6 protein-coding genes and 1 pseudogene are annotated in these 18,236 nt (G+C 61.1%); 3 read left to right on the forward strand and 4 right to left on the reverse strand.

Annotated features, from left to right (window positions below; translation table 11 throughout):
* The 4 genes from KBY08_RS25910 to syrB1 form a co-directional block, all read right to left on the reverse strand.
* A partial coding sequence (locus tag KBY08_RS25910; protein WP_225651313.1) for a non-ribosomal peptide synthetase occupies positions 1-2,277 on the reverse strand: 2,277 nt, incomplete at its 3' end.
* A 400-nt stretch (positions 2,278-2,677) separates the two neighbouring features.
* Entirely contained in the window at positions 2,678-3,889 is a 1,212-nt protein-coding gene (gene syrC, locus KBY08_RS25915) for a syringomycin E biosynthesis aminoacyltransferase SyrC (protein WP_111522803.1), read from the reverse strand.
* Between the two features lie 71 nt (positions 3,890-3,960).
* A complete protein-coding gene (syrB2, locus tag KBY08_RS25920; protein WP_032655799.1) occupies positions 3,961-4,893 on the reverse strand; it encodes a syringomycin E biosynthesis L-threonyl-[L-threonyl-carrier protein] 4-chlorinase SyrB2 in 933 nt (310 codons plus the stop codon).
* A gap of 17 nt (positions 4,894-4,910) precedes the next feature.
* The gene (gene syrB1 / locus KBY08_RS25925) at positions 4,911-6,755 is read right to left on the reverse strand and encodes a syringomycin E biosynthesis L-threonine--[L-threonyl-carrier protein] ligase SyrB1 (RefSeq protein WP_111522802.1); all 1,845 of its coding nucleotides are present in this window, start codon (positions 6,753-6,755) and stop codon (positions 4,911-4,913) included.
* 331 nt (positions 6,756-7,086) lie between these two features.
* Here syrB1 and KBY08_RS25930 point away from each other — a divergent pair, with 331 nt between their 5' ends.
* The 3 genes and pseudogenes from KBY08_RS25930 to sypA all read left to right on the forward strand — a co-directional run.
* Positions 7,087-8,148, forward strand: a complete 1,062-nt coding sequence (locus KBY08_RS25930; RefSeq protein ID WP_003408049.1) for a TauD/TfdA family dioxygenase — start codon at positions 7,087-7,089, stop codon at positions 8,146-8,148.
* An 80-nt stretch (positions 8,149-8,228) separates the two neighbouring features.
* Positions 8,229-9,929: a cyclic peptide syringomycin export ABC transporter SyrD gene (gene syrD / locus KBY08_RS25935; RefSeq protein WP_003408051.1), complete on the forward strand. Its 1,701-nt coding sequence runs from the start codon at positions 8,229-8,231 to the stop codon at positions 9,927-9,929.
* Positions 9,930-10,067: 138 nt separating this feature from the next.
* Positions 10,068-18,236 (forward strand): annotated as a pseudogene (gene sypA / locus KBY08_RS25940) (syringopeptin non-ribosomal peptide synthetase SypA); the annotation flags it as partial.

Here is an 18,236-nt window from a genome sequence, read left to right on the forward strand (position 1 = left end):
CTGTTGCTCGAAACGGCGCTGCAACGCACGAGGCAAGGCCTCGCCACTGCACAGCACGCGGCGCAGTTGCGGGAAGTCGCGGGTTGAGCGATGTTCCAGAAACACATCGAGCATCGAGGGCACGAAGTGCAGCAGGGTAATGCCCGCGTCACTCATTACTTGCGCCAGATAGTCCGGATCCTGATGGCCACCGGGACGGGCCATGACCAGTTCGGCACCGGTCAGCAGTGGCAGGAAAAATTCCCAGACCGACACGTCGAACCCGAACGGGGTCTTTTGCAGCACGCGATCCTGACTGTTCACCTGATAGGCGTCGCGCGCCCAGAGCAAGCGGTTGACCACGCCCAGGTGTTCGTTCATCACGCCTTTGGGCGTGCCGGTGGAACCGGAGGTGTAGAGCACGTAAGCCAGGTGATTCGGCTGCAGGCCCAGGGCCTTGGCATCCGGGTTGACGCTCTGCTGCCTGGCCAGTTGCGCACGGTCATCGTGGCCATCGAGCACCAGCACCGGAAGATCCGAGGCCGACAGGTTGTCGCTCAGGTCCCGAGTGGTCAGCACTGCCTGCGGCGAGCTGTCCTCAAGCATATAGGCCTGGCGAGCGCTGGGCAGGTCGGGGTCGATCGGCACGTAGGCGCCACCGGCCTTGAGAATACCCAACAGCGCCACGACCATTTCCGCGCCGCGACGCAGGCTGACTGCGACTCGCGTATCCGGCTCCACGCCCAGTTCGATCAGGCGATGGGCGAGCTGGTTGGCCTGCTGGTTGAGTTCGGCGTAAGTGAGCAACGGCCCGCTGTCGCCGCGTACGGCGCAGGCATCCGGACGCTGGGCGGCCTGTTTTTCGATCAGTTGGTGGATCAGGACATCACGCGGATAAGGGTGCGCAGTGTCGTTGAAAGTTGCCAGTTGCTGATGCTCGCTTGTGCTCATCAGCGGGAAGTGCGCCAAAGGCGTGTCGTGTTGATTCAGCACAGCTTCAAGCATGGCGAAAATGCGCTGCTGTACGCGCTGAGCTTCCTCGAAGGTGAAGTAAGCGGTGTTGAAGTTGAAATCCAGGTGGATGTCTTCAGAAGGATGGTAGTCGCGTACGAAGATCGCCATGGGCGTCTGCTCGTAACCGTTGTCCAGCATCAGCACCCGCGCCGGGTCCTCGCTGCCGAACGTGACGTCACCATCGAAGCTTTCGAATGACAGTGAAACATCGAACAACTGGTGGCGTCCGTTTTGCGCCAGCCGCAGGCTACGGTTGAGTTCGGCAATCGGGAAACGCTGGTGGCGATAAGTGCGACGTAGTTGCGTGCCGATGTTATTCATCAGATCGACCAGCGTTTCATGCGGATCGAAGCCCACGCGAATCGGGCTGACCGAGGAAAACATACCGATGGTGGCTTTCTGACGAGCATTGGTACGGTTATGCACCGGCATACCGACAACGATCTCATCGACGCCCACGGTGCGGCAGAAATAGGTGCTGATCACTCCGACCAGTACATGAGCCACGGACAGGTTGCATTCGCTGGCAAACTGCGTCAGCGCGTTGTAAAGCGCGCGGGGCAACATGGCTTGAACCTGGTCACTGGGGGCTGGGACGTTGGTAAGGCCTGCCTTGAAGTCCGCCCTGCGTTGCAGCAGAACCGGCGGCAGTTGTGCGTAGGACTGCTCCCAGAACAGTCGATCACGCTCGTAGCGAGAAGACGCCATGTAGGCCCTGTCTTCTTCAAGGAACGAGAGGTAAGAAGGCCCCTCGGCAAGCGTTTCCTTGCCTTCCAGCAAACCTGAGTAGGCATCGCTTACGGCGTGCGCGATCAGCACTGCACCGATGCCGTCGGCAACCAGGTGGTGCAAGCGATTGAACCAGTAATGGAGTTGCGGCCCGCAACGAACCAGACGCGATTCCCAGAGTTGTCCGGTCATTGACTCAAAGGGTTGGCGGAACGACTCGCGCAGATGCGCAATGGCCTGCTCGGTGTCGCCGTCGACCTCAGGAAAATCGGTCACTTCAAGCTTGAACGGCGCCTTGGACAGAACCCGCTGGCCGCCCATACCCCTTTCGTGGCTGAAACTCAGACGCAGCGCGTCATGGCTGTCGATAACCCTCTGGATGGCTTTTTCGAACAGTGCAATATCGATGTCGCCCTTGATCTCCAGAGTCATGCCGATGTTGTAATAAGGCAGGTGCGGATAGGCGAGCTGATCAAGCCAGATACCTTGCTGAACCGAAGCCAGCGGAAGGAGCTCTTGTCCTTGCGTGCACAGATTGTCGATCAACGAATTCATCTCAAAGCACCTGTTTGCGAAATCAATTGGCTCGTCTCCGGTCGATGGACGGCGCGGCATGGCGCTGGACGACTGCCAGTCGGCGGGAGGATTAAAAACATTGAAAAAAAAATAGAGCATCCACCTGGGGATGTCTGTCATGGGAAGCTGGGACAACTGCGCGCGGTGGTCTTCCGGGTTGGTTGATCAGTGATTCGGGACGGCGCCGCGCCGCGCCGGTATAGAGGCCTGGACCGATTCGATTGACCTATGGAGCGGGGCGCTGAAGGGAAGGTTGGTGATTGCTGCGCCAGTGTGCCGCTTTGAAGGTGAGTCGGTCGCCGCCGCGCTCAAGGTCGCAGAGCAGAGTAAAGCTGGGGGCCTAAGCCCCCTTTCCATTCGGCGAGGTATCGAATGCCTGTCAGGCGACAGCGGGCTGAAGAACTTCTTCGAGGAAGCTGAAGGCGGTTTGTTTCGATTGCTGGCTGGAGGCAAAGAACGCCAGGTGGCTGCCATTGCGCTCTACGTGCAGCGTGGCGTCCTTGATCGACGCGGCGATATGCCGTGAGCCGCCGATGTGCGTAGTCGAGTCGGCATCGCCAGCCACTACCAGGGTTGGCGCGGTGATGCGCGTCAGTCGTGGTGCCAGCTCGGTCTTGTTCAGCGCGTCATTCAAACGCGCATAGCGATAGAACAACTCGGGATTGACGTAGGGGTAAAGCACTACGTGGGCAATGGACTCAGGGGTGGTGGCCAGCGTTGCCTGATCGAGGAACATCGCTTGCAGGTCGGCAGCCTCGTCTCGATCCTGAGCAGCGCTTTCCATCAGCCACTCGAAGTTTTGCTGATGAGCGGTGCGCAGGTCATTGTCGCCCAGGTTGTAATCCCCATGCCACAGGCTCAGGGAGTTGACCCGCTCGGCGTGGGCAGCAGCGGCGCTCAGGGCGATGACCGCGCCGCCGCAGATGCCCATCAGATGTGCGGTCGATAACCCGAAGTGATTCATTACGCTGATCATGTCGGCAACCTGGGCATCGGTGTCCACCGCAATCCGGTCGAACGCCTCGCAGGCACCGAACAGCCCTCGGGTTTCCCAGGTCACGACAAAAAAGCGCTCGCTCAAGGCGTCGAACCAGTCGCGGCAGAGATCGAACGGAATGCCGCAGGGCAATGCCAGAACCACAGGAGGCCGTTCGCGGTTGGCACTGGCATGCACCAGCAACGGAGCATGGTCACGGGTGGTCAGGTGCAATGTCTCGATGTGCGGCACTGCACCGCTGAATTCGAAATGCTTGAGCAGTCGATTGAAGGCGGTGACGTCTCCAGCATCGTCGAAGTGCTCGTAGCTATAGTCGAGCGCTTCGCAGATTTTGCGGCTTATAAAGTATTCGAACGACGACAGTTGCGTCTCGCCACCGTGCAAGTACTGCAGGGTGCGCACACCAATGCGCGCAAACGCCGCATTGATCGCCCGCTCCGTGGCTCGCACGCTGGAGCACGCCGGCTCTGGCAGAGGGCCGTCGTCCCGGGCGAGAAAGCTCAGGCACACCGGATCGGGCAAATTGAGGGCAAGGTGCCTGAGCATCCTCACCGTCTCGCACAGACGCATCGCTGCATCGGAGGAAATAGTCATGGATCTTCACTCTTTGTCGGGCGCTTTTTCAGGCACATTGCGCGAGGCTATTGTCGTATTACGTGTGCGGGTCAGACCGCTTCGAATTTCTTGCCGCGGGTGGTGTGGGTCACAAGCCGGTTGTATTCCGGTGTTTCGTCACCGATCACTTGCACCGCGCCGTATTTCTCCAGACTGATGCGACCGCCGTATTCTTCGATATGATCCGAATCCGGGTAGACATGGACGAACGAGGGTACATAGCGTGACGCGAAGCCCATGCGCATTTCCTGTGATTCGCCACTGTGCGGATAGGACGCGTGCATCAGCGTCGACCAGAAAATAATGAACTGCCCGGCCTTCATCTGCATGGGCACAGCAGAGGCCTCGTCGGGTTTCCAGTTCTCATCGATCTGCAACTGGCGATAGTCATAGCCGAAGAAACCGCGACGCACGCCATCCTTGACCACCGAGTTGTTGGCATCGGGCTCATAGGTCATGCGCTTGGTTTCGTCGTAATTCATGCTGTTCTGGGTGCCGGGAATGAACTGCAGGCAACCATTGGCAATGTTCGCGTCGGTAAATGCGGTCCAGACAGTAATGGTGCCGCCGAACTCTTCGTTTTCCGGCCAGATGATCTGTGGCTTGCCGGAGGCATTGGCGAAGGTGTCGGCCTGGTGCCAGTCGGTGCCTTCATCGCCCGGATATTTGGGAAAGAACTCGGTACGCCAGCAGAGCACGTTCGGGCCGAGGATGCTTTCGACGCGATCGCAGATTTCCGGGCGACAGATGTGGCTGGCCAGGAAATCATCGTCCAGATGGCGATCATAGTTGGCGATGTTGGTGCCACCGGAAATGGCGTCCAGATCCTGGTAGGCGGCAGCGCTACGGTCGAGCAGGCGCAGACGGGTGCGCTTCCAGGTTTCTTTCATTTCTTCTGGCGAGTAAGCGTCAAACGGCCCGATAAAACCGTTTTTCTCGAACGAGGCACGCTGTTCCGCAGTTAAGGCGAATTTTTTGCTCATGAGCTTTTCCTTTTCGGTCAATGGGCTTGAACAAGGCTACGGGTGATGTGGTCGGCCAGGACTTTGGCCGTTGCGCCATCCGCCAGGATCCCGGGGTCGAGGTTGATTTTGTAATGTGTCTTGAGCTTGCTCAGCGAGCGGATCAGTGCCAGTGAAGTGCCGCCGGAATCGAAGAAATCATCATTGACGCCGATGTTTTTCAGACCCAGGTCTTCGCTCCAGACCTTGAGCACGAAGTGCTCCTGTTCACTGAGGCCCTTGACGTCTGCCGCGCCTGAAAGCGCCGTGCCAGCGGCAGGCGAGGGCAGTTGTTGCTTGTCGATTTTGCCGTGATGAGTCACCGGCAGCTCTGCCAGCGGCACATACACCGAGGGACGCATGTACTCCGGCAAATTTTCGGCCATCAATGCGGCAACTTCGCTGCGAGCCTGTTCGGTCCAGGCGTCGACGCCCTGGCCTGGCACCACGTAAGCTACCAGGCGCAGGTCACCATCGCCGTAATCATGTACGCCGACATGGGCCGCGGCCACGCTCGGGCTGGTTTGCAGAGAGGCTTCGATCTCGCCGGGCTCGATGCGGAAACCGCTGATTTTCAATTGCTCGTCGCAGCGACCGGCATAACGGTATTCGCCATTACTCTCCAGGGTCATCAGGTCGCCAGTACGATAGGCGCGCACAGCACCGGGTAACTCGACGAAGCGCTCGACGTTGAGCGCCTCACGGTTCAGGTAGCCCTGAGCCACGCCCGCGCCTTCGATGTACAGCTCGCCGGTAGTGCCTGCCGCGACCGGCGCCTGGTTGGCGTCAAGCAGGTGCAGGCGCCAGCCGTCCAGCGGCTTGCCCAGCGACACCATGGCTGCTGTTTCCAGGTCCTGCGCCAACACTCGCTTGAAGGTGGTGTGAACGGTGGCCTCAGTGATGCCGTACATGTTGATCAGCGCGGGCTTCTGGTCACCGTGGCGCTCGACCCAGGGACGCAGCACGCTGGCGGGCAACGCTTCGCCACCGAGCACCACGTAGCGCAGCGCCAGCGGCGCGGTGTTGCCACGATCGGCCTCATCAAGACCACGGAAAGCCGATGGCGTCTGGCTGAGCACGGTGATGCGCTGATCGGCGAGCCATTGACGCAGGGCGGCAGGAGAGCGCGAGATGTCATACGGGACAACGGCCACCTGGCCGCCGTGGGCGAGGGCACCCCAGATTTCCCAGACCGAGAAGTCGAAACCGATGGAGTGGAACATCGACCAGACATCCTGGGCGTTGAAGCCATAGGCGCGTTGGGTACTTTCCAGCAGGCGACTGACGTTGCCATGGGAAACCTGTACGCCCTTGGGCTGACCGGTGGAGCCAGAGGTGTAGATGATGTAGGCAGTGGAATTATTCGGGTCGATACGGGTGTCTTGAGCGGCCGGTTGCAGCGCCGGCGCGGACAGTAACTCGTCGAGTGCCAATACGCGCAGAGACGATATTTTCGGCAGGTTGGCGGCATCGCCGATGATCAGGCTCAGCTCGCTGTCGCGCACGATGTGCTCGACGCGTTTGCCAGGGTATTGCGGGTCGACCGGCACATAGGTGCCGCCGGCTTTGAGAATACCCAGCAGGCTGGTGACCAGATCGACGCTGCGCGGCAGGTACATGCCCACACGCGTGCCGTAGGTCACGCCTTCATCGCGTAAACGTGCAGCCAGCTTTGTCGACAGCGCGTCGAGCTGTGCGTAGCTCAACGTCCGGGCTGCATCGCTCACCGCGGTGCGCTCAGGAAATTGACGCGCCCTGTCACTGAATATCTCGTGCAGGAAAGCACCGGGCTTGAGAGGGGCTGACGCGGCGCTAAGCGATTCGTCAGTGTTCGTAATCGGCATGACCAAAGCTCCTGTGTAATAACCAGATGCAGCGCTCAAATCCGCTGCAATCGAGACATCCCTGCGGCCTGACGAATCCGTCAATGGGCCGGCATGATCCGCAGTTGGCGCATTTCAGCACCGACTAACGGGCTGCGTCTGTCGAGGGAAATGGGGACAAAGCCTGCCGATTCAGATCAGTACGCATCGACACTCTTCGCGACCGATGTCCCGGATTGCGGTGACAGACGCCTTAGGCCATCAGTGTTTTTATTCTTGCGCGGTGCCGGAGCGTGCTGGTCTGGCGCCCTACAAAAGTGGATGTGAAGGGCTGAGGTCCAGGAGTTTGTTCATGAGTCTTCAAGCTAACACTGCGCCCGTTTTCGCTGATGAACAGCAAACGGATGCGCCAACCTGGCCCGACAGGGCCGCTGACCCGTCGGTACGGTTGTCCTTGCTGGCTACCGGTAACAGTTTGCCTGTGGTGATCGAGCCAACGGCTGACGGGCTGGACCCGGTGCAGTGGGCCAGCGCCCGGCGCGAAGCGATCGAGACGCTGCTGTGCCGTCACGGCGCGGTCTTGTTTCGGGGATTTGATCTGCCTTCGGTCGCGGCCTTCGAGGGCTTTGCCGAGGCGCTTTCGCCTGGCTTGCACGGCACGTACGGCGACCTTCCGAAGAAGGAAGGCGGGCGCAATGTCTATCGCTCAACGCCGTATCCCGAGCGCGAGATGATCCTCTATCACAACGAGAGTTCGCACCTGGAAAGCTGGCCACGCAAGCAATGGTTCTTCTGCGAGCAGCCATCGCGGGTGGGTGGGGCAACGCCGCTGGCGGATATCCGTCAAGTGCTCGCGTACCTGCCGAAAGAGGTGGTCGAGCGCTTCGAGAGCAAAGGTCTGCTTTACAGCCGCACCTTCACCGCCGGTGTCGAGCCGAGCTGGGAATCGTTCTTCGGTACGTCCGAACGCAGCGTTATTGAACAGCGTTGCCGCGAGCAAGGTACGGACTTCGAATGGCTTGACGGCGACACCCTGCAGCTGCGCACCCAGTGCCCGGCGGTGATCACCCATCCATTCACGGGCGAGCGTTGTTTCTTCAACCAAGTGCAGTTGCATCACCCGTACTGCATGGGCGAGGAGCTGCGAGAGGACCTGCTCGACATGTTCGGCCCCGACCGCCTGCCACGGTTGGTCAGCTATGGCGACGGCTCAGCCATCGAGGACCCGGTAATGGCCTTGATCGGTGAAGCCTACGAGGCTTGCGCTGTGCGTTTCGAATGGCGCAAGGGCGATGTGGTGATGCTTGACAACATGCTTGCCGCCCACGCCCGTGATCCTTATGAAGAACCTCGGCTGATCGTTGTCGCCATGGGCGAAATGACCGCTCGGGGCGACGTTTGGCAACCGGCCTGAATGATCGACATCCCGTTATCAAGCCAGGACTTTTAACCACCGGCGCCCGCGCTGGCTAATGCATTCAAGGGCAGCAGCTAATGAAAACCAAGCAAGAGAAGAAGGCCAGACCAGGCTCGATCATGCGTCTGTTATGGAGCAGCCATCCCTGGCTGACGTTCTTTACGCTGCTGACAGGGCTCATCAGCGGCGTTGCGTCCATTGCCGTGGTCAATGTGATCAACCAGGCGATTCACGAGGAGACCTTTCAGCGTCAGTCGCTGTTCTGGTTTGTCGGCCTGAGCGTGGTGGCGCTCCTGTTCCGCAACGGTGCGTCGCTGTTTCCGGCTTACGCCAGCATGCGCATCATGACCCGTCTGCGCATTGCCCTGTGCCGCAAGATCCTCGGCACGCCGCTTGAGGAAGTCGACCGCCGCGGTGCGCCGAATGTGCTGACCCTGCTGACCAGCGATATTCCGCAACTCAACGCCACGCTGTTGATCATGCCGACGATCCTGGTGGAGTCGGCGGTGTTCCTGTTCGGCATTGCCTACCTGGCCTACCTGTCCTGGGTGGTGTTTGCGATAACCATCTCGCTGATGATCCTGGGCGTTGCAATGTACCTGCTGTTTTTCATGGGTGGCATGAAGTTCACCCACAAGGTGCGCGACGAATTCACGGCCTTCAACGAATACACACACGCGCTTGTGTTCGGCCTCAAGGAACTGAAACTCAACGGTATTCGCCGCCGCTGGTTCAGCCGCTCGGCGATCCAGGAGTCTTCGGTTCGGGTCGCGAAGTACAACTACATCGAACGGCTCTGGTTCACTGCCGCCGAAAACGTTGGCCAGTTGACCCTGTCGTTGCTGGTCGGCTGCCTGCTGTTCGCTGCGCCGATGTTCGCTGTTATCGACGCCAAGACCATGAGCGCCAGTGTGCTGGCGGTGCTGTACATCATGGGCCCGCTGGTGATGCTGGTCAGCGCCATGCCGATGCTGGCCCAGGGACGTATTGCCTGCACGCGACTGGCGGATTTCGGATTCTCCATCAACGAACCGCATCCGGAGCCGGAAACCAGCGATGCAGACAATGTGCTGCTTCTCGATCACAAGAAGTCCTGGGGCAGTATCCAGCTCAAGAACGTACACATGAACTACAAGGACCCGCAGAGCAGTTCCGGTTTTGCCCTGGGACCTATCGACCTGACGATCCACTCCGGTGAGCTGGTCTACATCGTCGGCGGCAACGGTTGTGGCAAAAGCACCCTGGCCAAAGTGTTCTGCGGCCTGTACATCCCGCAAGAGGGTCAGCTACTGCTGGACGGTGCGGCGGTCACGGACGACTCGCGCGGCGACTATCGCGACCTGTTCTCGGCGGTGTTCTCTGACTTCCATCTGTTCAACCGATTGATAGGTCCTGACGAGAAAGAACATCCCAGCACCGATCAGGCGCAGACATACCTCTCGACTCTGGGCCTGGAAGACAAGGTCAAGATCGAGGGACTGGGTTACTCGACCACCACGGCCTTGTCATACGGCCAGCAGAAACGCCTGGCACTGGTGTGCGCCTACCTGGAGGACCGTCCGATTTACCTGCTGGACGAGTGGGCCGCCGACCAGGACCCGCCGTTCAAGCGCTTCTTTTACGAGGAACTGCTGCCGGACCTCAAGCGTCGCGGCAAGACGATCCTGATCATTACTCACGACGATCAGTACTTCCAGCTGGCCGACCGCATCATCAAGTTGGCGGACGGTTGCATCGTCTCCGACGTGAAGTGCGCGGTTGAGGGCAAGCGCGCCTGATCTGAAGCGCTGTTCAACTTTCCAGGGACGATCCTTCACGACACGGCATGAAGCCGGTTGCTCCCTGGCCACGACCTGACTACCGGCTGCCGCCGCCTTTTGCGCGCGGCGAGGCCGCCCCTTTGCGAGAAGAAATGTATGGCACTTGCCCTGACCGCTGCCCAACGCAATATCTGGCTGGATCAGATGACCCAGGGCGACTCGCCGTTATACAACATCGGCGGCCATCTGGAGATCGACGGCGCCCTCGATTACGAACTGTTCCAGCGGGCCGTGGACCTGTTGATTGCAAAACACGACGCCCTGCGCATGGTCCTGCTCGACCAGCGTGACGAGGAGGGCGTGCCGCTGCAGACCTTCGCCACGAGCATGCCGATGCCGGTGACACCGATTGACCTGCAAGGGCAGGACGATCCGTTTCAGGCTGCCGAACACTGGATGCAGCGTCAGCTTGAGCGTGCGTTCCGGCTCGATGGCGAACCGCTGTTCCGTATACATTTGCTCAAGCTCGAAGCACAGCGCTTCTACTGCATGATTTACGCCCACCACATTGCACTCGACGGCTGGGGCATCGACGGGCTCTGCGCGTCGCTCAGTGAGCTTTACAACGCGCTGCACGATCAGCACACACCCGATCTGACGGCACCGTCCTATGTCGACTTCATCAAGGACGACAGCCAGTATCGCGGATCGCGACGTTTTGCCCTCGATCAAACCTATTGGCTGGACAAGTACCGCGACATTCCCGAGCCCTTGCTGGTGCCACGCCCGCGTCCGGCTCAGATTCAGAACGAAGCACCAAGCCGCAGCGGCCACCTCAGCTACGGTCTGGCCCGTGACCTGGAACAGCAGATCGACGACCTGGCCCTGAGCCTGAACGCCTCGTCGTTCCATGTTTTGCTGGCAGTGCTGTACGTGTACTTCACCCGCGCCTATCAGCGTGACGAACTGGTTATCGGCTTGCCGATCCTCAATCGCCCCAATGCCAGCTACAAAAAGACCCTCGGGCTCTTTACCCAGCTCAGCTCAGTGCGTCTGAAATTCAGTGTCGACCTGTCGTTCGCCGAGCTGGTCCAGGGCATCTGCCGCGCGGTCAAGCAGGATTACCGCAGCCAGCGCTTTCCGGTCAGCGACCTCAACCGCCTGCTTGAATTACGCCGTGCCGAGCGCACGCAACTGTTCGATCTGACGTTCTCCTATGAGCGCAACAATCACCTGCTGCGCTTCGGCCAGGCAACCGCCCACGCCGTCAAATCTTCGAACAATCACGAACAGACGCCGCTGGCCATCCATTTGCGCACCAACGCTTACGAGGCTGAATCGCGACTGCACTACATCTACAACGAGGCATATTTTCAGCACGACGAAATCGCCCCCCTTGCCGAACGCTTGCAGCACGTCATTGAGCAGGGGCTGGCGAACCCGCACCTGCCTGTGCATGGCTTCTCGCTGACCGGCATGACCGACACTTTCAAGATGCAGACGTGGAATGCCGGTCAGCCACATTTTGCCAATGACCTGACGATTCACCAGCAGTTTGAAGCTCGCGCCGCAGAACGCCCGGACGCCGCTGCACTGGTGTTCGAAGAGCAGACCCTGAGCTACGGCGAGCTCAACGCGCGTGCCAATCAGGTTGCCCATCGTCTTTTGGCCTTGGGGGTACGCCCTGACGATCGCGTGGCCATCTGCGTCGAACGCGGCCCGGCAATGATTATCGGCCTGCTGGGCATCCTCAAATCCGGCGCCGGTTACGTGCCTCTGGACCCGGCTTACCCGCTTGAGCGTCTGGCCTACACCCTCGGCGACAGTGCGCCGGTAGCATTGTTGAGCCAGCAGTCAGTACAGCCGGCATTGCCGGTGTCGGATGTGCCGCTGATCTATCTCGATGATGTCGACTTGCAGGACGAGCGCGCCTGCAATCCGCAGGTATCGGTCAGGCCCAGCGACCTTGCCTACGTGATCTATACCTCCGGTTCCACCGGCCTGCCCAAGGGCGTGATGGTCGAGCATCGTAATGTTGCACGGCTGTTTTCGGCCACCGAAGAGTGGTTCGGCTTCAATGAACAGGATGTCTGGGCGCTGTTCCATTCGTTTGCCTTCGACTTCTCGGTCTGGGAAATCTGGGGCGCGCTGCTGCACGGCGGGCGCCTGTTGATCGTCCCGCAACTGGTCAGTCGCTCGCCCGAAGACTTCTATAACCTGCTGTGCAGCGCCGGGGTCACGGTGCTCAACCAGACGCCGAGTGCGTTCCGCCAGCTGATTGCGGCCCAGGGCGACAAAGAGCAGGTGCATTCGCTGCGCCAGGTGATTTTCGGCGGTGAAGCGCTGGAAACAGCGATGCTCAAGCCGTGGTACGCCCGTAAAGTCAACGCCTCAACACAACTGGTTAACATGTACGGCATCACCGAAACCACGGTGCATGTGACTTATTACCCGTTGCAGCCCGAAGACGCCCAGCGCGTTGGCGCCAGCCCGATCGGCAAACGCATTCCTGACCTTCAGCTGTACCTTCTGGATGCCTATGGCCATCCGCTGCCACCGGGTGCAGTCGGCGAGTTGTACGTCGGCGGGGCAGGTGTGGCGCGTGGCTACCTCAATCGCGATGAATTGAACACGACGCGCTTTCTCGACGATCCGTTTGCCTCGGCGCCCGGTGCGCGGATGTACCGCTCTGGCGATCTGGGTCGCTGGTTGCCGGACGGCAGCCTGGAATACCTGGGGCGCAACGACGAACAGGTCAAGATTCGCGGTTTCCGTATCGAGCTGGGCGAGATCGAAGCCCGATTGAGTGCCTGCGAAGGCGTGCGTGATGCCGTGGTTGTGGTACGTGAAGACGAACCGGGCGACCAGCGTCTGGTGGCCTATGTCATCGGCACCGCCGGGCAGGAACCGGACGCTACCTGGTTGCGTGAACAGCTGCGTCTATCGCTGGCCGAGCACATGCTGCCGAGCGCTTTTGTCAGCCTGGAGGCTTTCCCGCTGACTGCCAACGGCAAGCTCGACCGCAAGGCACTGCCGGTGCCAACTGCCGACGCCTTTGCCCGGAGTCAATATGAGGCGCCGGAGGGCCTGGTGGAAACCAGGCTGGCCACATTGTGGGTAGAGCTGCTGGGCGTCGAGCAGGTAGGCCGACATGACCAGTTCTTCGAACTGGGTGGGCATTCGATGCTGGCGGTAAAACTGATCGAGCGCATGCGCGACATCGGTCTGAATGCCGACGTGCGCGTACTGTTCGGCCAGCCGACCCTGGCCTCGTTGGCGGCCGCCAGCGGCAAGACCACAGACGTGCAGGTGCCAGCCAGCAGGATTCCCGCCGATTGCCAGCGTATAACGCCGAACATGCTGCCCCTGGCCCGGCTCACCCAGGCACAAATCGACCGTGTGGTCGCCGCAGTGCCGGGCGGGGTGAGCAACGTGCAGGATATCTATGGGCTGGTGCCGTTGCAGGAGGGCATCCTCTACCACCATCTGTCCAGTGGGGAGGGTGATCCGTACCTGTTGCAGGCGTTGTTGCGGTTCAATGGCTTCGAGCAGTTGCTGGACTTCACGGAGGCCTTGCAGCAAGTCATTGACCGTCACGACATTCTGCGCACGGCGGTAGCCTGGGAAGAGCTCGACGAGCCAGTGCAGGTGGTCTGGCGTCAGGCACGGCTGCGGGTCGAGGCGTTTTTGCCGCACCCGGACCAGGGTGATGTCGCGGCCCAGTTGCAGGCACAGTTCGATCCACGACGGATACGCATGGACCTGCATCAGGCACCGATGATGCGCCTGCATTACGCCGAAGATCCCGTCAACCAAAGCTGGGTGGCGGTGTTGCTGTTCCATCACCTGATCGATGACGCCACCTCGCTGGCCCTGCTGGGCGCAGAGATCGAGGCGTTCAGACAAGGACGCGGCAACCGTCTGCCAGCGTCGGTACCGTATCGCAATCATGTGGCTCAGGCGCGATTGAGCATGAGCCGCGAGGAGCACGAAGCGTTTTTCCGCGACATGCTCGCCGATGTTGACGAGCCGACCCTGCCGTTCGGCCTGCAAGACGTGCAAGGCGACGGCAGCGGAGTGGAAGAAGCCCTGTTGCCGGTTGACCCGGAGCTGGCCGGACGCCTGCGCGCCCATGCCCGGCGCCTCGGCGTCAGCAATGCCAGCCTGCATCACCTTGCGTGGGCGCAGGTGGTCGGGCGCCTGTCAGGGCGTCAGGATGTGGTCTTCGGTACCGTGCTGATGGGCCGCCTGCTCAGTGGTCAAGGCGCCGAGCGGGCCTTGGGCATGTTTATCAATACCTTGCCATTGCGCGTCGCTGCCGGAGAGCAGGGCGTTGAGGCCGCTGTGCGCACCACCCACGCACGGTTGGCGGCGTTGGTCAGTCATGAGCATGCACCGTTGTCCCTGGCCCAGGGATGCAGCGGCGTGGCAGCACCGACACCTTTATTCAGTGCGCTGATGAACTACCGCCATGTCGCGGTCGGCGCCCAGACACCTCAACAGGCGGGGCAGACCAGAACCTGGGCCGGTGTCGAGGTACTCGGCGGTGAAGAGCGCACCAACTACCCATTGTCGCTATCAGTGGACGACCTCGGCGATTCCTTCGGCCTGACCGTTCAGGCGGTGGCCGGAATCGATGCCCGGCGCATCTGCGTTTACATGCACACCGTACTGGAGCAACTGGCCGACGCGCTGGACAGCCGACACGATGCTCCCTTGCACAGCCTCGACTGGTTGCCCGCGCACGAGCGTCGTCAATTGCTGGAGGACTTCAACGCGTTCGATCGCGACTACCCGCAAGACCTTCTGCTGCACCAACTGTTCGAGGCCCAGGCGGCTGCGCAACCGGATTCGGTGGCGGTCACCTACGAAGACCAGCGCCTGAGTTACGCCGAGCTCAATCAGTGGGCCAACCAGATTGCCCATCGGTTGATCGCTGCAGGCGTTTGCGCTGATGACCGCGTAGCGATCTGTGTGGAACGCAGTCTGGAAATGATCGCCGGCCTGGTGGGCATTCTCAAGGCCGGCGCAGGCTACGTGCCACTTGACCCTTCCTACCCTGAAGAACGCCTGGCCTATATGCTCGAGGACAGCGCACCGAAAATGCTGCTGACCCAACGTGGTTTGCGCGAGCGCTTTGCGCAGGTCGCCATGCCGGTGCTGCTGCTGGAAGCCGACGCCCGCGCCGAGAACGGTATCGACCGCGCGCCGGTGACCAATCCGCATCCCGCGGGGCTTGGCGCACAGCACCTGGCGTACCTGATCTACACCTCGGGCTCTACCGGTCAGCCCAAAGGCGTGGCCATGCCCCATGCGCCGCTGGTCAACCTGATGCAGTGGCAGATCGCTCAGAGTGTCGAGGACTCGCGCCCCAGGCAGCGCACCTTGCAGTTCGCAGCACTGGGTTTTGATGTGGCCTTTCAGGAAATCTTCAGCACCTTGTGCGCAGGTGGCGAGCTGTCGCTGATCCACGCTGATACCCGACTGAATTTCCGCCGCCTGTTCGAGCATATCTGCGAGCAACGTATCGAACGCCTGTACATGCCGTGCATTGCCCTGCAGGCGTTGGCCGAGGCCGTGGTCACCGAACCCGAACAGCCTGAGTGCCTGTTGCAGGACGTGATCACTGCGGGTGAACAACTGCGAATCACCGAACCGATGCGCCAGCTCTTCGCCCGTCTGAACGACGCTCGCCTGCATAACCACTACGGTCCGACCGAGTCGCATGTGGTCACGGCGCTGACCCTGGATGGCGACCCACAGACCTGGCCAACCTTGCCGAGCATTGGCCAGCCGGTGGCCAACACCCGCATCTACCTGCTCGACGAACACATGCGTCCGGTGCCGGTGGGCGTTGCGGGTGAACTGTACATCGGCGGCGCGTGTGTCGCCCGTGGCTACCTGAACCGCAATGACCTGACCGCTGAACGCTTTATCGCTGATCCGTTTGCTGCCAGCGATGCCGGCAACCCACGCACACGTCTGTACAAGACCGGCGACCTGGGTTGCTGGCAGGCGGACGGCAGGATCGTCTACCTGGGCCGTAATGACGACCAGATCAAAATCCGTGGCTTTCGTATCGAGCTGGGGGAAATCGAGGCACGCCTCGGTCAATATCCTGGCTTGCGCGATGCAGCGGTGCTGGCCCGCGAAGACCTTCCCGGTGAAAAGCGCCTGGTGGCGTACTTCAGCGTGCAGGCCGGTCAGATTGTGCCCGAGGCCGACCCGTTGCGCCTGCATTTACAGGCACTGCTGCCTGATTACATGATCCCGGCAGCCTATGTGCACCTGGAAAAACTGCCGGTGTCGCCCAATGGCAAGCTGGATCGTCGTGCGTTGCCGCAGCCGTCGGCCGATGCCTTCGTCAGTCGCGACTATCAGGCGCCGCTCGGCGACACCGAAACCACGCTGGCCGCGCTCTGGTGCGAAGTGCTGAGTGTGGAGCGGGTCGGTCGGCAGGACCATTTCTTCGAGCTGGGCGGTCATTCGCTGCTGGCGGTGAAGCTGATCGAGCGCATGCGCCAGGTTGGCCTGAGTGCCGACGTTCGCGTCCTGTTCGGCCAGCCCACCCTTGCTGCACTGGCGGCGGCGGTGGGCGGCGGCATCGAGATCGAAGTGCCCGCCAATGGCATTCCCGAGGGCTGCAGGCACATCACCCCGGACATGCTGACCCTCACCGCGCTGGACCAGGCAAGTATCGAGCGCATTGTCGCCGACATTCCCGGTGGCGCGGCGAACGTGCAGGACATCTACCCACTTGCACCGTTGCAGGAAGGCATTCTTTATCACCATATCGCGGCTGAACAGGGCGACCCGTATCTGCTGCAAGCGACCTTCGCCCTGCGCGACCCGGCACACGTACGGCGCTTTGCCGAAGGCTTGCAGGCGATGATCGATCGCCATGACATCCTGCGCACGGCGCTGGTCTGGGAGGGTCTGGAACAACCGCTGCAAGTGGCTCTGCGCCGGGTCGAACTGTCGATGGAGCAGATCACCCTGGCCCAGGACGGCGGCGATATCGTCGCTCAGTTGCAACGCCGTTTTGATCCACGCGAGTACCGCCTCGATCTCAATCAGGCCCCGCTGATTCACCTGGCCTTTGCCGAGGACTCGGAGAACCAGCGCTGGGTGGCAATCCTGCTGTTCCACCACATTGCCCTTGACCACACCGCGCTGGACGTGATGAGCGTAGAAATGCTCGCCCACTTGCAAGGCACCGCAGCGCAACTGCCGGCGGCGATGCCTTACCGGAATTACGTGGGTCAGGCTCGTCTGGGCGTGAGTCGCAAGCAACACGAGGCGTTTTTCCGCGAGATGCTCGGTGATGTCGATGAACCGACCCTGCCGTTCGGCCTGCTTGAAGTGCAGGGTGACGGGCAGGGTATCAAGGAGGTTCGCCACGCTCTTCCGGCTAATCTGTGTCAGCGTCTGCGTACTCAGGCGCGGCAACTGGGAGTGAGTGCAGCCAGCCTGCATCACCTGGCCTGGGCGCGAGTGCTGGGCAGCGCCAGCGGACGTGAAGACGTGGTCTTCGGCACTGTGTTGCTGGGACGTATGCAAAGCGGCCTGGGTGCTGACCGCGCCCTGGGGATGTTCATCAACACCTTGCCGCTGCGGGTCGATGTCGGTAACTGCGCCGTGCGTCAGGCCGTGCGTCAGACCCACGCCCGATTGACCGCATTGCTCGGCCACGAACATGCGCCGTTGGTGTTGGCTCAACGTTGCAGCGCGGTGGCCGCAGCCTCGCCGCTGTTCAGCGCGCTACTCAACTACCGCCACAGCCCGGCACGCGAAGCCAGCGGTGGCGAGCGTTGGGCGGATACCCAGGTGCTCGGCGTACGCGAAAGGACCAACTACCCGTTGACCCTGTCGGTGGACGATCAGGGCGAAGGCTTCCTGTTGAGCGTACAGGTGGCTGCCGGATTCGATGGCCAGCGGATCTGCGGTTATATGCAGACCGCCTTGAGCCATCTGGTCGAGGCCCTTGAATCCGCGCCGGACTCAGCCGTGCGTGACCTGTCGGTGGTGCCGGAAACAGAACGCCGGCAACTGCTGGTGGCGTTCAACGACACCGCGCGGGATTACCCGCAGCAACAGACCGTGCATGGCCTGTTCGAAGCTCAGGTGCGTGCGCACCCAGAAGCTTGCGCGGCGATCCACGACGGTGTTGCCGTGAGCTACGCCGAACTTAACAACAGAGCCAACCGCCTGGCGCGGCATCTGCTGGGGCTCGGTGTGCAGCCGGGTGACAGCGTGGCGATCCTGCTGGAACGCAGCCATGATTTGCTCGCCAGCCAGCTGGCAGTACTCAAATGCGCAGCGGTG

This window comes from Pseudomonas sp. P135, from assembly GCF_020312125.1.
Taxonomy (GTDB): Bacteria; Pseudomonadota; Gammaproteobacteria; order Pseudomonadales; family Pseudomonadaceae; genus Aquipseudomonas; species Aquipseudomonas fragariae.

Bases quoted from the DNA above. Each gene is read 5' to 3' on its own strand.
- syrB1 (WP_111522802.1), bottom strand. From the start codon at position 6,755: ATGCCGATTACGAACACTGACGAATCGCTTAGCGCCGCGTCAGCCCCT.
- syrC (WP_111522803.1), bottom strand. From the start codon at position 3,889: ATGACTATTTCCTCCGATGCAGCGATGCGTCTGTGCGAGACGGTGAGG.
- syrD (WP_003408051.1), top strand. From the start codon at position 8,229: ATGAAAACCAAGCAAGAGAAGAAGGCCAGACCAGGCTCGATCATGCGT.
- KBY08_RS25930 (WP_003408049.1), top strand. From the start codon at position 7,087: ATGAGTCTTCAAGCTAACACTGCGCCCGTTTTCGCTGATGAACAGCAA.
- syrB2 (WP_032655799.1), bottom strand. From the start codon at position 4,893: ATGAGCAAAAAATTCGCCTTAACTGCGGAACAGCGTGCCTCGTTCGAG.